The 17,885-nt window shown below is 37.2% G+C and carries 15 protein-coding genes; 2 read left to right on the top strand and 13 right to left on the bottom strand.

The annotated features are described in order from the left end of the window. Positions 1–7: 7 nt before the first annotated feature. The 4 genes from FG390_RS11640 to FG390_RS11625 all read right to left on the bottom strand — a co-directional run bounded on the left by FG390_RS11640 (position 8) and on the right by FG390_RS11625 (position 4,452). The gene (locus FG390_RS11640; protein WP_141191207.1) at positions 8–1,294 is read right to left on the bottom strand and encodes a GntP family permease; all 1,287 of its coding nucleotides are present in this window, start codon (positions 1,292–1,294) and stop codon (positions 8–10) included. A gap of 668 nt (positions 1,295–1,962) precedes the next feature. Continuing rightward, a complete protein-coding gene (locus FG390_RS11635; RefSeq protein WP_141191206.1) occupies positions 1,963–2,157 on the bottom strand; it encodes a hypothetical protein in 195 nt (64 codons plus the stop codon). Positions 2,158–2,490: 333 nt separating this feature from the next. Then, positions 2,491–3,384 carry a ribokinase gene (gene rbsK / locus FG390_RS11630; protein ID WP_141191205.1) on the bottom strand — a complete coding sequence of 298 codons (894 nt, stop codon included), beginning with the start codon at positions 3,382–3,384 and terminating at the stop codon, positions 2,491–2,493. A 294-nt stretch (positions 3,385–3,678) separates the two neighbouring features. Then, positions 3,679–4,452: a (S)-acetoin forming diacetyl reductase gene (locus tag FG390_RS11625; protein ID WP_141191223.1), complete on the bottom strand. Its 774-nt coding sequence runs from the start codon at positions 4,450–4,452 to the stop codon at positions 3,679–3,681. Between the two features lie 668 nt (positions 4,453–5,120). Here FG390_RS11625 and FG390_RS11620 point away from each other — a divergent pair. Next, positions 5,121–6,152, top strand: a complete 1,032-nt coding sequence (locus FG390_RS11620) for an LCP family protein (protein ID WP_141191204.1) — start codon at positions 5,121–5,123, stop codon at positions 6,150–6,152. A 175-nt stretch (positions 6,153–6,327) separates the two neighbouring features. On the opposite strand, the gene FG390_RS11615 is transcribed toward FG390_RS11620, so the two are convergent. From FG390_RS11615 to FG390_RS11585, 7 genes are all read right to left on the bottom strand, one after another. Continuing rightward, positions 6,328–6,450, bottom strand: a complete 123-nt coding sequence (locus FG390_RS11615) for an FbpB family small basic protein (RefSeq protein ID WP_246092800.1) — start codon at positions 6,448–6,450, stop codon at positions 6,328–6,330. Positions 6,451–6,904: 454 nt separating this feature from the next. After that, positions 6,905–8,188 carry an MFS transporter gene (locus FG390_RS11610; RefSeq protein WP_141191202.1) on the bottom strand — a complete coding sequence of 428 codons (1,284 nt, stop codon included), beginning with the start codon at positions 8,186–8,188 and terminating at the stop codon, positions 6,905–6,907. Between the two features lie 332 nt (positions 8,189–8,520). Further along, on the bottom strand, positions 8,521–9,057 hold the full coding sequence (locus FG390_RS11605; protein WP_141191201.1) for a hypothetical protein: 537 nt from the start codon (positions 9,055–9,057) through the stop codon (positions 8,521–8,523). A 113-nt stretch (positions 9,058–9,170) separates the two neighbouring features. Further along, on the bottom strand, positions 9,171–10,193 hold the full coding sequence (locus tag FG390_RS11600; RefSeq protein ID WP_141191200.1) for a tripartite tricarboxylate transporter substrate binding protein: 1,023 nt from the start codon (positions 10,191–10,193) through the stop codon (positions 9,171–9,173). Between the two features lie 19 nt (positions 10,194–10,212). Further along, positions 10,213–11,739 (bottom strand): tripartite tricarboxylate transporter permease, encoded by a 1,527-nt coding sequence (locus FG390_RS11595; protein ID WP_141191199.1) that lies wholly within the window; start codon positions 11,737–11,739, stop codon positions 10,213–10,215. A 17-nt stretch (positions 11,740–11,756) separates the two neighbouring features. Next, complete coding sequence (locus FG390_RS11590) at positions 11,757–12,218, bottom strand: tripartite tricarboxylate transporter TctB family protein (RefSeq protein ID WP_141191198.1); 462 nt, start codon at positions 12,216–12,218, stop codon at positions 11,757–11,759. A gap of 724 nt (positions 12,219–12,942) precedes the next feature. Next, positions 12,943–13,854 carry a LysR family transcriptional regulator gene (locus tag FG390_RS11585; protein WP_141191197.1) on the bottom strand — a complete coding sequence of 304 codons (912 nt, stop codon included), beginning with the start codon at positions 13,852–13,854 and terminating at the stop codon, positions 12,943–12,945. Positions 13,855–14,180: 326 nt separating this feature from the next. Here FG390_RS11585 and FG390_RS11580 point away from each other — a divergent pair, with 326 nt between their 5' ends. Further along, the gene (locus FG390_RS11580) at positions 14,181–15,410 is read left to right on the top strand and encodes an APC family permease (RefSeq protein ID WP_141191196.1); all 1,230 of its coding nucleotides are present in this window, start codon (positions 14,181–14,183) and stop codon (positions 15,408–15,410) included. 161 nt (positions 15,411–15,571) lie between these two features. Here the strand turns inward: FG390_RS11580 and FG390_RS11575 are convergent, their stop codons facing one another. Continuing rightward, positions 15,572–16,489 (bottom strand): NAD-dependent epimerase/dehydratase family protein, encoded by a 918-nt coding sequence (locus tag FG390_RS11575; RefSeq protein ID WP_141191195.1) that lies wholly within the window; start codon positions 16,487–16,489, stop codon positions 15,572–15,574. 11 nt (positions 16,490–16,500) lie between these two features. Continuing rightward, complete coding sequence (gene hydA / locus FG390_RS11570) at positions 16,501–17,871, bottom strand: dihydropyrimidinase (protein WP_141191194.1); 1,371 nt, start codon at positions 17,869–17,871, stop codon at positions 16,501–16,503. Positions 17,872–17,885 lie beyond the last annotated feature (14 nt).

Here is a 17,885-nt window from a genome sequence, read left to right as displayed (position 1 = left end):
TTCTATTTTATTGAATACCAAAGCTTGCCAAAATAATAGCAACTATAACAGCTATAGTAGGAATTAAGATACCTACGACGGCAATATCCTTGTATGAATCTTTATGGGTAAGACCTGTAACAGCTAATAAAGTCAAAACAGCACCATTATGTGGAAGAATAGATGCACCTGAAGCAATGGATGCGATCCGGTGAAAAACTTCTGGACTAATCCCCGAATTCAATGCGATTTGATAATACTGTTGACCAAATGCTTTTAGAGCAATACCCATGCCTCCGGAAGAGGATCCAGTAAAACCAGCAAGAAGATCAACAGAGACAGCTTCCGATATTAATGGACTACCTTTAAAATTCGAGATAAAGTTGGTTAACGTTTGAAAACCTGGAACTGCTGAAATTACTGCACCAAATCCGACAGCGGCACTGGTATTGATAATGGCCATCACGGATCCGCTTGCCCCTGTGTTAATAGAAGAAATAAATATCTTAATCTTTTTTACATTTAATAACATTAAAAGCAAGCTGCCAATTATTAAGGATACAATAATGTCTAGCTTAACTATGTTCAATAGAACAACCACGACAACTAAAGGAACAAACGAAATATATGGATTAGGTAGTTCTTCAACGGTAAAATTTTTGATTTTATTTCCTTTTTTAGGTTCATCAAAAACAATTCCAACCTTACTAAGCTTTTTAGCTCTCCATGTTAAATAAAAATACCCCCCAACTCCCATGATTAGTGATGATACTATACCGATGATCGGTGCTGCACCTGGACCTGTTTTAAAATACTCTGTTGGTATTAAGTTTTGTATTTGCGGAGTACCTGGCAATGCAGTCATCGTAAAAGTAAATGCACCTAAAGCCAAAGTGCCTGGGATCAACTGTCTAGAAATATTCGCTGCCCTGAACAAGGCAATAGACAAAGGATACATTGCGAATACAACAACAAATAGACTAACGCCTCCATATGTTAAGATAGATGCACCAAGCAAGACACCTAATATAGCCCTTTTCTTACCAATGATGGATGTTAACTTATAAGCCACAGCTTGTGCTGCACCAGTATTCTCCATTAGTTTTCCGAAAATAGCGCCAAACAAAAAAACTGGGAACCATTTCATTGTAAAATCAACAAAACCTTGCATATAGGTATGAGTATAGGTATCAAATATATCCAACCCACCAAGTAATGCAACAACCCCAGCAGCTAAAGGCGCAATCCAAATAATTGACCAACCTAGATAAGCAAGAGTGACTAACAGTACTAACCCAGCAATGATGCTAATCATGGATAAACATTCCCTTCAAAGCAGTTAAAAGTATGATTGCAGCTGATTACATCGAATTATCAATTACATGAATGAATTCACCTCCTTAACTAATCACCATATTTGTAAGCGCATTCATTTTTTATAATATGATGAATACACAATCAAATTAATTAAAATGGAAACCCTCTGTATATATACCCATTTGGACTGCTACTGAAGCTACTGAAGATAAAAAATAAATTAAATATAACTCTTTTCCATATTTGCTTAGTCCTTTAGATAATAATATCGATGTTCAAAATAGTTTTGTGAAACACCTTATGTATATGATTCAATTTCCATTACATACCTTTTAGATTTATTTAAAACGTCTTACTCATCCTTTTTTCTTAAATCTTATAGAATACAGTAAACAGAAAAAATATTTTAAAATGGTAGATAATCACAACATCCACACCTACAACCTACAATTAAAATGTGCCTAAAAAATTTGTACGTCTTTTTCATTCGTTCCGGTCCCCATTTAATCAGAAAAACGTGCCATAAAAGACACTACATTTATTTCATTTTTCACACTATTAAATATATAAACGGATAAGATAATACTTAATGATTTTTCGATTCTCAAACAAATAATTTACTAAACAACTAGCTGAAAAATCAACTAATCTATACATACTATGGTCTTAAATCCTCTCGTGAATAATTTTATTTTTCCTATGTTTTATATCATCAAAAGAACGGTGAACGATCGCATCGAGTATATCCTGTATCGATGAAAAACGTTCGTATATTGTTCGTTTGCTAATGCTCAGACTTTGGCTAAAACATCCATTGTATTTAATGTTTTTCTTCTGTGCCCATTCAATAAAAGCCTTCATTATACCTTCCTTCACGTAATGACCATATCATTTCTAGTAAATTATCCGATAATATATTAGTTTAACTATACGTTTCTTTATTCTAGTAATTGTCTATGATATGAGTTACGTGATTAGTAACATTTAATTAAGAACTATGAAAAAGATTATTTTTAGGCAAAAAAACAAGCCCAATTAAGGGCTTTAGAGAGGGAGTTCTTTATGAGATAAATACATAATAAACCATGATTCTTAAATTATTCTTAATTTTTGTTACAGATTTAACCTTAAAAAAAGTGTTTGCTATTATCTTTAGACGTTACTAGCCTTTACGATCAAGACCATTTTAGATTGTCACGATCTCATCTCTTTCATCTTTCTATCTACTTCATCCCGAATTGGCATGCCGCCTTGTGCACCAAATTTCGTAATAGATATAGACGCTGCGCAATTAGCGAATTGTAAACTCTCAACAAGACTTTTTCCTTCCGCTTTAGCTACTGCAAAAGCTGCATTAAATGTGTCACCCGCCCCTGTCGTATCTATAACTTCGACTTTATAACATGGAATAACAACTTCTTCTAGGCCATTATGAAAACGAACTCCATTTTTTCCTTCGGTCACAATTAATTTGTTGGCGTATTGCTTGAGTACATCACTCTTTCGTTGTCCTCCAAATAACAGTTCAAATTCTGATTCATTCGGTGTTAGATATGATACTTCCGAAATAACTTCAGATCTTAGTTTTCTGGCTGGAGCAGGATTAAGTAAGACATCTACATGATTTTTCGAACAAAATTCTACAACATACTCTACGGTTTCTTCTGGAATTTCTTGTTGGATCAAGACAAGATCAGCCTGTTTCAAAACCTCTTCTGCTTTCTTAACGAGCTCTGGTGTAATCAAATCATTGGCACCTTTCACCACAATGATGCTGTTATCCTCTTCCGCTAAAATGATGTGTGCAGTACCTGAATGAACGTTCGCCGCTGTCTCCACGTAGGTTGTCGACACCCCATTTTCTTGCAAGTTTTCCTTTATTCTTTTTCCGTAATCATCGTCTCCTACACAACTAATGAAGCTCACTTCTGCTCCAAGTCTTGCTGCTGCAACAGCTTGGTTAGCCCCTTTTCCCCCGGGAACCGTTGAAAAAGAATGACCAATGATCGTCTCACCCGCCTTGGGTCTTTTTGGTGATGTCACCACTAAATCCATTGATGCACTTCCCACTACCGCAATTTTAACCATATATGTTCCACCTTATACTTTCTTTTATTTATAATTGGCTTTTAAAGGTACATCTTCCCTTAACTTCGATTATAGCATTTTGAAACTTTTCTTATATATAGCTCTTTTATATTTGGATTTGAGTATCTTAAACTTGAGGAGTCCCCTTGTACAGTAGTTGCATTAACTTATTCATACAAGGATTAACTTATTTTTTATTTTCAATCCTTTACACAAAAAAAAGAGATAAACCCTACGTAAAATGCGTTAAGGTTTATCTCTTTTTTCATTTATAGTACCTTTTTTACGACCGGCTTAATGGAATTGCATACCGCCATCCACAATGATCGTTTGCCCTGTGATATAGTCGGAGTCTTTTCCTGCAAGGAATGAGACAACCGCCGCAACGTCCTCAGGCTCAGACAATCGCTTAAGGGCTATATTTTTAGCAAACTGCTGCATACCCCATTCATCGTCTTTTCCGGCGTTTTTACCGACATTATGAGCAATATCCATCATCATCGGCGTCTTAACGATTCCAGGCGCATAAGCGTTTACCGTAATTCCCTCTTCAGCCAAATCACGTGCGGCCACTTGTGTGATGCCTCGAACGGCAAACTTCGTCCCGCTGTATAGCGCTAAGTTAGGGTTACCCACAACACCGGCCTGTGATGCCCCATTGATAATTTTGCCGCTGTGTCCTAACTTTTTCCACGCCGCATGAGCCGCCTGAATCCCCCATAATACACCGCCGACATTGACACCGTACACTTTTCTGAATTGGTCTTCGGTAATCGTATCGATTGGCGTGGTTGGACCGAGACCCGCATTATTAACTATTACGTGTAAGTCTCCAAACCGGTCAACGGTTTCATTTACTGCTGAGAACACATCGTCCCGCTTGGAAACATCCGCTTTTATGGCAATGGCCTTACTACCGTCGCTGGAAAGCGTTTCTGCCGCTTTTTGAGCAGTTTCCAAATTGTAGTCTACTAAACTCACAGCAAACCCATCTTTCAAAAGTCTCTCTGCTATTTTTAACCCGATTCCTTGTCCAGCACCTGTTACTAAAGCTACTTTTTCAACCATACAATGACCTCCCATTATTCCGACTATAAAAAATAATCGTTTTTGAACTGGAAAATAAAAGAAACATTTAACTCACCTTTATGATAAACCCTTTTGACAGTCTTTCATGTCATAAAATATTACATATTTATGAATTTTCAAGGTAAATACACTAAAAAAAGGTCGGTATAATCTTTTGGTTACACGTGGTATGTAAGGATAATAAAGATATTGAGCCGGCGGTATGAATTCAACAACTCATTCAAAGAAGTCTCCAGGTCGAAATTGAAACAACAATCTGATAGACAAGATATTATCTGTCTAACATTCATATTTTTCAGTTTCTACATAGTGAAAACTTCAGCTTTTAGTTCTATAACGAAATCTCAATAAAAACTTAAAAAGCTACTGATCCATATCGCAAGCCTCCTTAAATTGTTGTATTCGTTCAATTTGATACGTTATTAATCAAAATTGCGGTAATACATAAAATCGGTGTCCCACCGCCTATTCATTTACCAAACATCGACAAATTCCATCATATTCTAGGTCAAACTGTCAAAGAGGTATTGTCTGCATACTAGTAAACCGATATAATATCTCTAGGTACATAGATAGTTTATATTATCTAAAATTTCTGAACAACTTGGTGGCTACTCTATCAAACTATGACCTTAAAGGAGCAAAAAATGAGTCAGAATAATCGTTTGAATAAACAAAAGAAAGTTAGAAAAAAGCGTCATAAAATACTTCGCTATACACTATTAACCCTTGTTGTATTACTCATCGGAGGAACTGCCTTCGGATTCTATGAATATAACAAACTCAAACCAACCAATCATTTTAGTCATCTAAAACCTATTGGGGAACCAACGAAAAAAAGTATCAATAACAATAGTCAGTTAAGTCATTATAAAGAAAAAGCAGGTGTCTTCAACGTTCTTCTTATTGGCTCTGATGCTCGAAAAGGAAGTTCATTAGGCCATACCGATTCAATGGTTCTCATCCATGCCAACCTAAACAACCATACTTACAACATGATGAGCATCCCAAGAGATACACGAGTGAAATCAGATTATGGGTATACAAAGCTCACAAGCGTGCAATATATCTCACAAGCTAAAAAAGGGACAAAGCAAGGCATTATTGATGCGGTAAAAGCGGTCTCTAATCTAACTGGAGTCCCTATTCACTATTACGCTGAAACAAATTATTGGGGATTACAAGATATGGTGAATGTCCTAGGCGGGATTGACATGAACCTTCCATTTAAAGTCACTTTGACACATCCATGGTATAAAGAAAATAAAGGCAAAACATTCGAAGCTGGGACTCATTCAGTTAATGGAAAAATGGTCACAGAGCTCGTGCATGAACGCTACTCACTTCCTGGTACGGACTACGGGCGACAGCAATTACAACAAGCTGCGCTCATTGGTATTGCCAAAAAAGTGATGCATCCTTCTAATATCACGAAACTTCCAGCTTTATCCCGTTCGATGTCTAAGTTTCTGATTGCGACAAACATGACCAATGAAGACATGGTCAGCATCGGATTAGGCGTTAAAAACGACTTCCACCCAGAAGAACAGATCAAATATCGCCAAGTTAAAGGTACGGGCAAAACCATGTATGATGATATTCTAAAGGCTAACAATAGTCAGATCATCCTTAATGATCAACAACTTAAAGACATCGTTAAGAAATATTTTTCGAATTAAACAATAAACAAAGCCGGCAAAGTAGTTGTGAGAAAACAATGTAAAAACCTCAAATTAGTGTCTATATCTATTATTTAACAAAAACAAAAAGCACAGATAAAAGTCATAAATCAAGACTTTTTCTGTGCTTTTCTTTTAACCTTGTTTGACACGATGTTAAAGACGGATTTTACTCTTAAGAACGAAGAAGATACTTATTATCAATTTTTTTCTCTATTTTTTCTATACTTGATTTATCTTTCAAAATTTCTACCTTATTTTGATTTATTAACTCTCTAATAGTCTTCTTTCTCTTCACTATCCTTCTACCTCCTATAATTTTTATGGCTTCTGTTTCCGTTCTTTTTTTCTCTTCTCTATTCTCAGCATAACAAATGTTTGTAATAATATTGTGAATACCGAGTAAAGACTATAATAATATTTTTTCGTTGTTTTGGCAATAGTCAGTCTAGTAATAATGATAAAATTTTCTTACAAATGGTGTTTTATGTAATGATATTTTCATTTTTATAAAACGGCCAAATGAAAGGCATTAAGAGGGAAGTATTATGTTATACCTCTAGTTATTATGCTTAATTTATTACTTGATTTTAACAAATTGTAAAATTGATACATATAAGTATTCAATTTTTCCAAAAAAAGGCGTATAATAAAGCCATCAGTGCTGGAACACTGATGGCTTTGTAGCAACTATAAATCTAAGATGAAATTGGAGCAGACAGGAGACCGTGGAACTTAGAGAGATAGGCTCATCACTTATTAAGTTTACCCATCCACCAGACAGATACTGCACTCACTAACCCTGCAAATAATACGTATAATGTGAGTAGTAATGGTGAACCTCCGCCTACTTCAATTAAGGTTGCTGCAATAATTGGGGTAATCCCACTAGCAAATATTCCCGATAACTGGTAAACAACAGAGACACCTGTGTATCTGACTCTTGAATCAAATAGCTCAGCAAATAATGCGGCCTCTGGTCCATACACGAGGGCATAAAAAATACCGAATGGAATAATGATCGATAACCATATAATCCATGTGCTGCCTCCCGAAATTTGCATTAAATAAAAAGCCGGGAGAGCCGATATACCTACAATTAAACTTCCCCAAAAATAAACTTGTATTCTACCAACTCGATCTGATAGATAGCCAAAATAAGGAATAAAGAAACACATAATAAGGGCTGCTGCAGAAACACCAAGCGTAGCCATCGTATTTGAAACATGCAAATCTTTCGTTAAATAACTTATAGAAAAGACTCCCATAATATTGAAGAAGACACCATCAATATAACGCGCACCCATACCTGCAATGACTTTCTTAGCTTTTCCGCCCTTCCACATATCTAGAAATGGTAGACGAGATTCTGAATGACTGCTTTTCACTTTTTCAAATTCAGGCGTTTCCTGCACAGCAATTCTCATCCATAACCCTAGAATAAGTAACAAGACACTGGCTCCAAAAGCAACACGCCAACCCCATGATAAAAACTGTGCATCCGTTAAATTGGCCGTTAATAGCCCAACGGCACCTGAAGCTAAAAGGAGACCTAGAGATAAACCTATTTGAGGAAAACTTGCATAAAAGCCTCGTTTTTCCTTAGGTGCGTATTCATAAGCCATAAGAACAGCACCACCCCATTCTCCGCCAAGCCCAATGCCTTGAACAATACGAAGTAATAACAATATAATTGGTGCCCATACACCTATTTGGTTATAAGTTGGTAATATGGCAATTAAACATGTACTTCCTCCCATAATCATGACAGTTAAAACCATCATCTTTTTCCGGCCTATTTTGTCACCAAAATGGCCAAAAATAATACCACCAATTGGACGCGCAACAAATCCAACGGCAAAAGTCACATAAGCGAGTAGTGTTGAAATAAAGGGGTCATCACTAGGAAAATACAGGTGATTTAAAGCAAGACTCGCGACCACACCATACAAAAAGAAATCGTACCACTCTATCGTTGCACCAATAATACTCGAAGAGACAACAGGTAAAAGCTTTTGCTTGCTTGTAGAACTCAAAGAATTCCTCCTTTTTATTATTCATTTTTGTCATGGAAAAAGAATAATACCATACAAATTTTGAATACGTCAATTAATTTATCTCTATTGGGTCACTCCAATGATTATGACTCAATGTGGAAACTAGTATCGTTAAGTGTTAGATAGACAAAAATATTAAAAGAAGCCGCACGAATTTCGTGGGGCTTTTATATATACTTCTTATAATAAAAAAACAAGCCCAATTAAGGACTTGAGAAAAGGGGGAGGAATTAATATTTTAAGCTATAGATACAATACCCTTTTTCCTTACTATTAATCTATTAATTACGCGAAATTTTAATAAATAGTCTTTAAAAGCGGACTCCAACTTCGAAGTCGCGCAACCCCTCTTTGATGTCGTGCAATTCCTTTCCGAAGTGGCTCAATTCCTTTCCGAAGCGCCTCAATTCCTTTTCGAAGCGCCTCAATTCCTCTCCGAAGCGCCTCAATTCCTTTCCGAAGTGGCTCAATTCCTCTCCGAAGCGCCTCAATTCCTTTCCGAAGTGGCTCAATTCCTTTCCGAAGTGCCTCAATTCCTCTCCGAAGCGCCTCAATTCCTCTCCGAAGCGCCTCAATTCCTCTCCGAAGCGCCTCAATTCCTCTCCGAAGCGCCTCAATTCCTCTCCGAAGCGCCTCAATTCCTCTCCGAAGCGCCTCAATTCCTTTCCGAAGCGCCTCAATTCCTTTCCGAAGCGTCTCAATTCCTCTCCGAAGCGCCTCAATTCCTCTCCGAAGCGCCTCAATTCCTCTCCGAAGCGCCTCAATTCCTCTCCGAAGTGCCTCAATTCCTCTCCGAAGTGCCTCAATTCCTCTCCGAAGCGCCTCAATTCCTTTCCGAAGTGGCTCAATTTCTTCTTTGTAAAAAAAACCAGCTAATCTTCTCATATGAAGTTAGCTGGATTTTAAATTTGGATATATAAAATTGCACTTAAAACAAGCGCAAATTACCTTTAATTTTACTTTATTTGCGAATTCCTGTCTCTTTTGCTAATTTTGTATACGTTTCTGTTTCATTTTGTACTGCTTTTGAAAAATCTGCAGAGTTTAAATAAGCAGGTTCTAGTTTGATTTTTTCTAAATGCTTGATAAACTCCTTATCTTTTTCCATTTTTGCTACTGCTTCATCCCACTTTTTAACGATTTCATCAGGAGTATCGGCTGGTAAAGACAAACCAGTCCACCAATTTACTGTTAATCCATCCAATCCTTCTTCTTTTGTGGTAGGGACATTTGGGAAAATAGGATTACGTTCTGATGATTGAACCGCAAGTAATTTAATTTTACCTGCTTCTACAAGAGGTGCAAACTCCCCAACCGTGTGGACCGCCAATACAACGTGCCCTCCTGCTACCTTTGCTGCAGAGTCAGATGCACCTTCAGATGAAACTATTTTTGTTTTGCTATAATCAACACCTATTGATTGCAGCCATTGAGCTACTGCAAATGCCGAAAATCCAGCGGGTCCCACCGTTGCCCAAGTTAATTTATTAGGATTCGCTTTTACCCATTCTGAAAAATCTTTAAAGCTATTCCATTTAGCATCGGTCTTCACCGCATAAGCAGTAGTTCCTGCTGCAATCCGGGAAACAAATTTATTATCACTAATCTTTATAGTTGGATTTGAATTTCCTGCTTCATACATAGTTGTAGAGGAATTGTTATTAACGAGTACAGTATAGCCATCCGGTTTCGCCTCTTTTAATGCATACTGGGCGCCAATGATTCCGCCACCGCCTGGTTTATTCGTAACAACAATAGGTTGCCCCCACTCTTTGCTTAAATAATCTGCAACCGAACGTGCTGCTAAATCTACGCCTCCACCTGCTGCAAATGGTACAACAAGCTCAATTTGCCTAGTCGGATATTTTATATCTTTACTCCCCTTATCATCCTTATTAGTAGTAGCAGATTTTGTGGAACATCCTGAAAGAACAACCCCAACAAGCATTAATACGGTAACCGATAACATTAACAATTTTTTCATCGTAAACCTCCACTTGTTTTTATGAGAATTCCAAATGTTCTCCTGTTTCTTGTAAAATTCTTCTTTTCGTTCTTTTCATTAAAATGATAGAAACGATCAAAATCAACCCAGCAAATAGTAGAATGGTCAGCGAGATAGGCCGTTGAACAAAGATGGATAGTTTTCCTGATGACATTTCCATGGATTGGACGAAATACGTTTCTATTTTTGGACCTAGAACCAGGCATAAGACAAACGGAATAATTGGCCAATGAAATTTGTTAAATAAATAGCCCAGTATGCCAAATATAATAGCAACGACAACGTCAAACATACTATTTCTTACAGAATATGTACCAACAAAACTAATTAAGAGAATAATTGGAGCTATTATGCCGAATGGAATATCTGTGAGCTTTGCCCACAATCCTACCAAAGGCAGATTTAAAATTAATAGAATGACATTCCCTACAAACATACTCGCTATAATCGTCCATACGATTTGACTATTTTGTTCAAATAATATCGGTCCAGGTGTTAATCCATAGATCATCAGTGCAGCAAGTAAAACAGCTAATGGTGGTGATGATGGTAATCCCAATGATAGCAGTGGGATAAACCCTCCCGAGCTTGTTGCGTTGTTGGCCGATTCAGGGCCTGCAACCCCTTCAATCGCACCTTTCCCAAACTTCTCTGGATTTTTTGAAACTTTTTTCTCTAAATCATAAGCTAGGAATGCAGTAATCGTCGCCGAAATTCCTGGAAGGATACCAAGAAAAAAACCAAGTACACTTCCTCTTAAAATCGGAAGGCTGCTTTGTTTTAAGTCTTTTTTACTCGGATAAATATTCCTAATTTTTATAGGTTTCTTGGGTTCCTTTAAAGATCGATTTTCTTCAAGTCCTTTTAGTACTTCGGCAATGGCAAATAAACCAATAATGATGCTAATCATCTCAAATCCGCCTGTCAGGAAACTGAAGCCAAAATCGAATCTTGGTTGTCCTGTTGTCATACCAATACCAACCAAGGAGAATAAAAAGCCAAGTAAGCCCATAATCACTGATTTTTTTAGGGAAAAGCCTGTTAAATTAAAAAGTACCAATAAGGCGATTAACATTAATGTAAAGTACTCAGGTGGTCCAAATTTCAAAGCCTGGTTTGCTAGGAATGGAGCAAAAAGGATAAGTCCTACCAAGCCAATAATACCAGCTATAAAAGATCCAATCGCTGCAATTCCAAGAGCAGCACCTGCTCTTCCCTTTTTAGCGAGAGGATACCCATCCAGCGTGGTTGGCACAGACGACGATTCACCAGGGATATTCATCAGGATGGCAGTAGTTGAACCTCCATACATAGATCCATAGTAAATTCCAGCCATCATCATCAAGCCTTGAGCAGGGTTAAGAACAGTTGTCACTGGCAAGAGAATCGCAATCGCTGATGTTGGACCAAGCCCGGGAAGGACTCCGACTAAGGTTCCAAGCAAGGAACCAAGCAGAACAATGAGCAGATTGAAAGGAGTTATGACTTCACCAAATCCATTTAACAGATATATGACCGATTCCATAAGATACTTCCCTCCTTTTAAAAAGTAAAAAATCCACTTGGAAACGGTATCTTTAGAAAGACAATAAACAGCAAATAGAAAACACAAGTTACTATCCCTGCTATCAAGATGGAGTTGATCCAACGATATTTTCCAATAAGTTTTATTAAACAAGCTGCTGTTATTAATGTGCTAACGACATAACCAGTGAACAGGATTAGCAAGCAGTAAAAAAACAGGATTACAATAGAAGAAACTAAGATGAGAAGAGTTTTTCCAGTCGGCAGATCCACTTTTTTCTCTTCTGTTTTTCTTTCAAAAAACAACGCTAAACCGAATACCACAAGAAGAATACCAATTAATCCAGGAAAGACATGGTCACCTGTGAGTAAATTTTTACTATAAGGGTAAAGCGTTTTACCTTCATGTAGGGATAAGAGACCCAACAGTATCACGATGAATCCACTGATTTTTTTCTCAGAAAATAGTTTAAAGGTCATATCCTACCCCCATTTTTATTTTTCTTAAGGCCTGCTTGTATCGTTACTGTTGGAGCTTGTTAATCGTTCTCTTTTAATCGTTTTGAATAGATTCGTAATTAGATTCTTTGGCTTTTGGTCCTTTTAAGATCAGCCTTAACTAAAGAAGCAGCAACCACTTCGACACCGTACCGTTTAACATTTTGACTGATCAACACATTCTGAATATGGGGGGGTTTTTCGACGCACAGGATGTGCTAGTGCAGGCGTTGCGACAGGACGCCTGGTTTTTAGCCTGTGTCATTCCCCACTGATGGAAAGCCTGAACCAATCGGACCTTTACGGGCAGTTGATCCCCCACCTATCTTCTTTGAATACTCGGAATCTTGAGGCGGGGGTCTTTACTAGCCGTTAAAGCGAGATAAAATTGCTTAAAGATTCAGCACTACATACACTCAAACTTCGCTCCCCCTTTAAATCTATGTTATGCCGAAAAAAATGATTCATTTCCCAGAAGTAATTTATATAATCTCATCTGAAATAATATAGCGATTCTTTCTTGAGATTCTTTGGTTAATCCACCAGTATGGGGAGTCATGGTGGTCTTTCTGTTATTTAATAAAGCAAAAATTGGCAGGTATGAGTCCAGTCTAATACCGCACTCACACCAGCCAATTGACTGTTTAATATAAAACTCTAACTTTTGGGGGTCACATCAATCAAGCTCAAACTCAATCTGAAACTCCTATACAGACTCTATAAACTCCTCCATTTCACGATTCCAACCACTCGCTTCTGATCTTACGGTATTTAAAAATTTATGCAGGGCTGGTGATAGCCATTTTTCCTTATGGTAGAGCATTTGTGTCACAAATGGTTTTTCTGATGGAGGGGTAATTTGCCCAGTTATTTTTCGAGAAATGAGCTCTTTTTTCACCGTCATTAATGGCAGCATGGACACGCCAAGCCCACTCATCACGCATTGTTTGATTGCTTCCACACTCCAAAATTCAAGTGTATCATCTCCAACAATGCCTTCCTTTTTTAAGATCTCTTCAAAATATTGGCGATAACTACAACCTTTTTCTGTATATAAAAAGGTATCTTCTTGACTAAATTTGTAATCCTTCCCTAATGTAATATTGGCTGGAAAGAGAAAGACCATGGGCTCCTCCACTAAGATCTCTGCTTCTAGGTCAACTTCTGGTTTTTCTTGATCGACTAAAAACGCGAGATCGATATCTCCATTTCTCAGTTCATTTCTAAGCTCATAACAAGATCCGGTTTTTAGCATGATCTGCACATGTCGATATTTTTCACGAAATGTTTTTAAAATGGGCGGTAAACGATAAATCGTTAATGATTCTGAAGCACCTATAATGATATTCCCTTTTGGCTCTTGTTCTGGTGCTGTGATTTGAGTGGCTAATTTCTCCAGTTCAATCATTTTCTTGGCATATGGAAGCAAATTTTCTCCAACTTCTGTTAACTTTATTTTTTTACCAAGACGATTAAATAGCGGTTGACCTAACTCTTGTTCGAGCGATTGAATATGTGACGTTATGGTCGATTGTGCGTAACCCATAAAGTCTGCAGCTTTTGTATAACCACCTTTATCAACTATGGTTTTAAACGTCACTAGATGGCGAATTTCCAACGTCGGTTCACCTCGATCATTATTTTCGATTGTTTTCATCATTACTATCTATTTTACTGATGGTATCTTACTTATTACAATAGGAATAAGGATTCAAATAAACATGGAAAGCGTCACAAAATGTAAGGGCCCTTATAAAGTGAAACTTCCATCAGTGGGGTTTTTCCTCATCCCCACTGATGGAAAGCCTGAACCAATCGGACCTTTACGGGCACTTGATACCCGCCTATCTTCTTTGCATACTCAGAATCTTAAGGTGGGGTTATACTGCCCGTTAAGGTGGGATAAAAAATATTGACGCTAGTGTTAACGAAGGAGAAGTTTCAATGAAGAAAAAATTAGGACCTTTTTTATTAAGTGGTTTATTAATTGGCCCGATCCTCGGCTCTGGAATTATATTATTACCTCCCCTCATATACAAAACGACGGGGGACTATGCTATTGTTGCTTGGATCATGATTCTGGCCATTGGATTTCTACTTGCCATGCTTTTTGGTAAGTTAAGTGTCGCCTTTCCAAGTGAGAAGGGCGTAGCACATACAGCCGAGCTGGCCTTTGGTCCGCTTGCAAGTAAATTATCGGCTTGTTTTTTCATTGGAGCGACCTTTATTGGACCAATAGCCGTATTAATGACAGCGAGTGTCTATATCCATGAACTGTTCCCAGCTTTCCCATCATACATCTATGGATTTATGCTTCTACCCATTTGTGTAGGAATTTTGCTCACGAATATTCGATTTATCAGTAAAGTATCCTTTATCTTTGCAACCATTGCGGTCATTATTTTACTCAGTGGATCCATCGTGACTTTGTTTCATGCAAAAAATTCGGCCATTTTTGAAACGGGATTTCATCTCAAATCATTTGGGTACGGTATTTTATTATTGTTTTGGGCATTAGTCGGTTGGGAAATGATTGGTAATTATAGCCTTGAAGTGAAAAAACCTGAAAAAACAATGCCACGGGCCATTATTCTAAGTTCCATCGTGGTTATTTTGGTTTCAGTATTAGTTTCACTCGCCATCCAGCGTGTCCCTGCATCTAACCATGTTGGGGAAACCATTATTGGTATTTTAACGCCACTCTATGGCAACTGGGCAGGACCACTCATCTCTATTATTACAATTGTCCTTTGTATCAGTACTTATTTACAGGTTATGGGAAGTGTGACGAGATTAATTTCTAGCATGACGCAAGATAATCGATGGATTTCCCTACTCGCCTACCGAAATAAACGGAATATACCAATTGCAGCCATTCTTGGATTAAGTTTGATTCACATATGTGTTTTGGCTCTTGTATCACTAGATATCTTAAACATTCAAAAAATTGTCGCTGTCGCCAATGCCTTCTTTTTATGTAATACATGTTTCGGGATTGCTGCAGGCTGGAAGCTACTCGATGGATGGCTATATAAAGTCATCACCACTGGGTTATTGGCTTGTTTTTTAGTCATTCTCGCTTTTTCATCTTTATGGGTGATTGGCATTATAGCTTTGATCTTAGCAAGTTTTACTTTATTTCATTTAAGAAAAAGGGGGTGTTTGATATCATAACTTCGCACATATATCCAATAATGTCACGTCACAAAAACTGCACCCCATTTGTCTATAATAAATAGGGTGCAGTTGAAATGAATATATAGTTGCTTTTAGGTATCTTCTATTCATGACTATATTTACTGTTTAAATATCTTGATATGTAAGCAACAGAAGGTTTACTCGATACAAGATGAAAGGTATAGCTGACTGTATTCTTTTATACCTTTTTCTAATGTATAGTTTGCTCTAAAATTCAACTTTGTTTCTGCTTTGGAACAATCAAGGGGTCTTTGTGCTATGTAACCAGAACTTTGATCAGTAAATTCTATTGTTACCTTTGGAAAACTCATCTGTACAGCATGAGCGATCTCTTCCATAGTAGATGTATAACCGACACCGATATTAAAAACGTCATCCTTAATAGCTTGACTGTTCAATGCCAATTGAATGCCCCTTATGGCATCTTTAATATAAATAAACTCAAGAGATTCCTCTTTTCCATTCATCCTTATAAGTTTTTCCCCGTGTACAACTTTTTCTATTACATCTTTTATTGGGTCTGGCATTTTTCGTTGTGGACCGTAGATAAAAGGAAAGCGTAAAGCAATAAAGTCAAAATATCCTTTTTGACTATATACATGACCTAAGTGCTCACCAGTTAATTTTGATACGCCATAGATAGACGGTGGTCTTAAAATATCTTTTTCTTGTTGAGACAAATCATCATTGCGATGATATACTCCACCAGAGCTTATATAAATAACTTTCTTAATAGAATATTCTTTGGCCAATTCAAAGATATTCATGGTTCCTAAAATATTAGTATTTAACGTAAGTTTTGGATCCTGATCTCCTATGAATGGATGAGAAATGCCTCCTGCATGAATAATAGACTCAATGCTATGTTCATTGAAGATTGATTTAAGGGTATTTATATCAGTAAGGTCTCCTTCAACATGCACAAAGTTATGTGTTGCAGATTTTTTAGTCTGAGTCTTTTTATCAAAACCTATAACACTAACATTCTCAACCAATAAGGATTCTATTAGCGCCTCCCCAATGAGACCTGCACTTCCTGTTACTAATATAGACATGATACCATCCCTTATTTGTTATATTTTTCACGATACAAATATTGACCTCTACCACTCTCTGCAATGATCTCTCGATTTTTTACAATAAGTTCACCTCTTGAAAAAACGTGGGTGATGGCTCCCTTAACCTGAGTTCCTTCATATACATTGTATTCTGTAGATTGGTATTGCTCTTGAGCAGTAATCGTTCGTGACAATTTAGGATCGAATATGACTAAGTCAGCATCACTTCCAACTCTTATGGCCCCTTTTTTTGGGTACAAACCGAAGATCTTAGCTGAATGACTACTGGTTAGTTTTACAAATTCCTGTAAGGATATTCTTTTTTCATGAACACCGTAATGATAGAGTAGTGAAAAACTATCACCAATACTTGGTAAACCATTTGGTACTTTTGTAAAATTGTTTATTCCTTTATCCTTGCCGTCTTTATAAGGATGTGAAGCGTGATCTGAACCAATGGTATCAATCCAATGATCTTTAATCCCTTCCCATAGAAATTCTTGATCTTTTCTCGTTCTTAATGGAGGTGAACAAATATACTTAACAGCCTCTGCAGCATCTTGTTTCAATTTATCCTCCGTTAGAATTAAATAATGAGGACATGTCTCTCCATAAATGGGAACACCACGCTTCTTTGCTTCAATCACTTGTTTTAGGGACTCCTCACAAGTGATGTGAACAATATACGCCGGTGTGTTGAGTAATTCAGCGATTCTGATTGCACGGTGAGTAGCTTCAGCTTCCATTTCAGCTGGACGAGTATAGGCATGATAGATTGGCGATGTATGTTCTTTTTTTAACGATTCTTCAATTAAAAGTTCTATAACACTGCCATTTTCAGCATGAATATTAGTTACAATTCCCGATTTTTTAGCTTGTTTCATCAATTCGTACATTTCTTCATCATTGATCATATTTGCATCGGGATAGGCCATAAAAAGTTTAATAGAGGTGACTCCTTCTTCACTAGCTAAATCTGTGAGTTCAGAAAGAACACGGGGATTAACTTCATTCACAATCGAGTGGAATCCATAATCGATAATTGATGGTTCGGCCTTTTGTTTCCATTCTTTGAGAGTTTCAATGAGTGAATGCCCTTTTACTGCGTCAACATAATTGATGATAGTTGTAATTCCTCCAGCTGCCGCTGCTTTCGTTCCACTTTCAAAGTCATCAACTGTATCAGGTATGGCAAGATGGGTATGAGGGTCTATACCGCCCGGAAAAATATATTGTTCACTTGCATCAATCACTTGATCATTTGATTTTACATCTTGTGAAGAAGAAATTGAGGTAATTACGCCATCTACAATTTTTAAATCCGCATTAAAACAATCGCTATCAGTAACAATGTTTCCACCTTTTATAATTAAAGACATTTGGTTTCACCCCA

It is taken from the genome of Terrilactibacillus laevilacticus (genome assembly GCF_006517395.1).
In the GTDB taxonomy this organism is placed as follows: Bacteria; Bacillota; Bacilli; order Bacillales; family Sporolactobacillaceae; genus Terrilactibacillus; species Terrilactibacillus laevilacticus.
The sequence above is the reverse complement of the archived record's forward strand: the minus strand, read 5'-3'. Positions and strand labels throughout refer to the sequence as shown.

Coding starts and splice junctions, on each gene's coding strand:
- FG390_RS11600 (WP_141191200.1), bottom strand. CDS start 10,193: ATGAAAAAATTGTTAATGTTATCGGTTACCGTATTAATGCTTGTTGGG.
- FG390_RS11575 (WP_141191195.1), bottom strand. CDS start 16,489: ATGTCTATATTAGTAACAGGAAGTGCAGGTCTCATTGGGGAGGCGCTA.
- FG390_RS11625 (WP_141191223.1), bottom strand. CDS start 4,452: ATGGTTGAAAAAGTAGCTTTAGTAACAGGTGCTGGACAAGGAATCGGG.
- rbsK (WP_141191205.1), bottom strand. CDS start 3,384: ATGGTTAAAATTGCGGTAGTGGGAAGTGCATCAATGGATTTAGTGGTG.
- FG390_RS11635 (WP_141191206.1), bottom strand. CDS start 2,157: ATGAAGGCTTTTATTGAATGGGCACAGAAGAAAAACATTAAATACAAT.
- FG390_RS11590 (WP_141191198.1), bottom strand. CDS start 12,218: ATGACCTTTAAACTATTTTCTGAGAAAAAAATCAGTGGATTCATCGTG.
- FG390_RS11595 (WP_141191199.1), bottom strand. CDS start 11,739: ATGGAATCGGTCATATATCTGTTAAATGGATTTGGTGAAGTCATAACT.
- FG390_RS11620 (WP_141191204.1), top strand. CDS start 5,121: ATGAGTCAGAATAATCGTTTGAATAAACAAAAGAAAGTTAGAAAAAAG.
- hydA (WP_141191194.1), bottom strand. CDS start 17,871: ATGTCTTTAATTATAAAAGGTGGAAACATTGTTACTGATAGCGATTGT.
- FG390_RS11640 (WP_141191207.1), bottom strand. CDS start 1,294: ATGATTAGCATCATTGCTGGGTTAGTACTGTTAGTCACTCTTGCTTAT.
- FG390_RS11580 (WP_141191196.1), top strand. CDS start 14,181: ATGAAGAAAAAATTAGGACCTTTTTTATTAAGTGGTTTATTAATTGGC.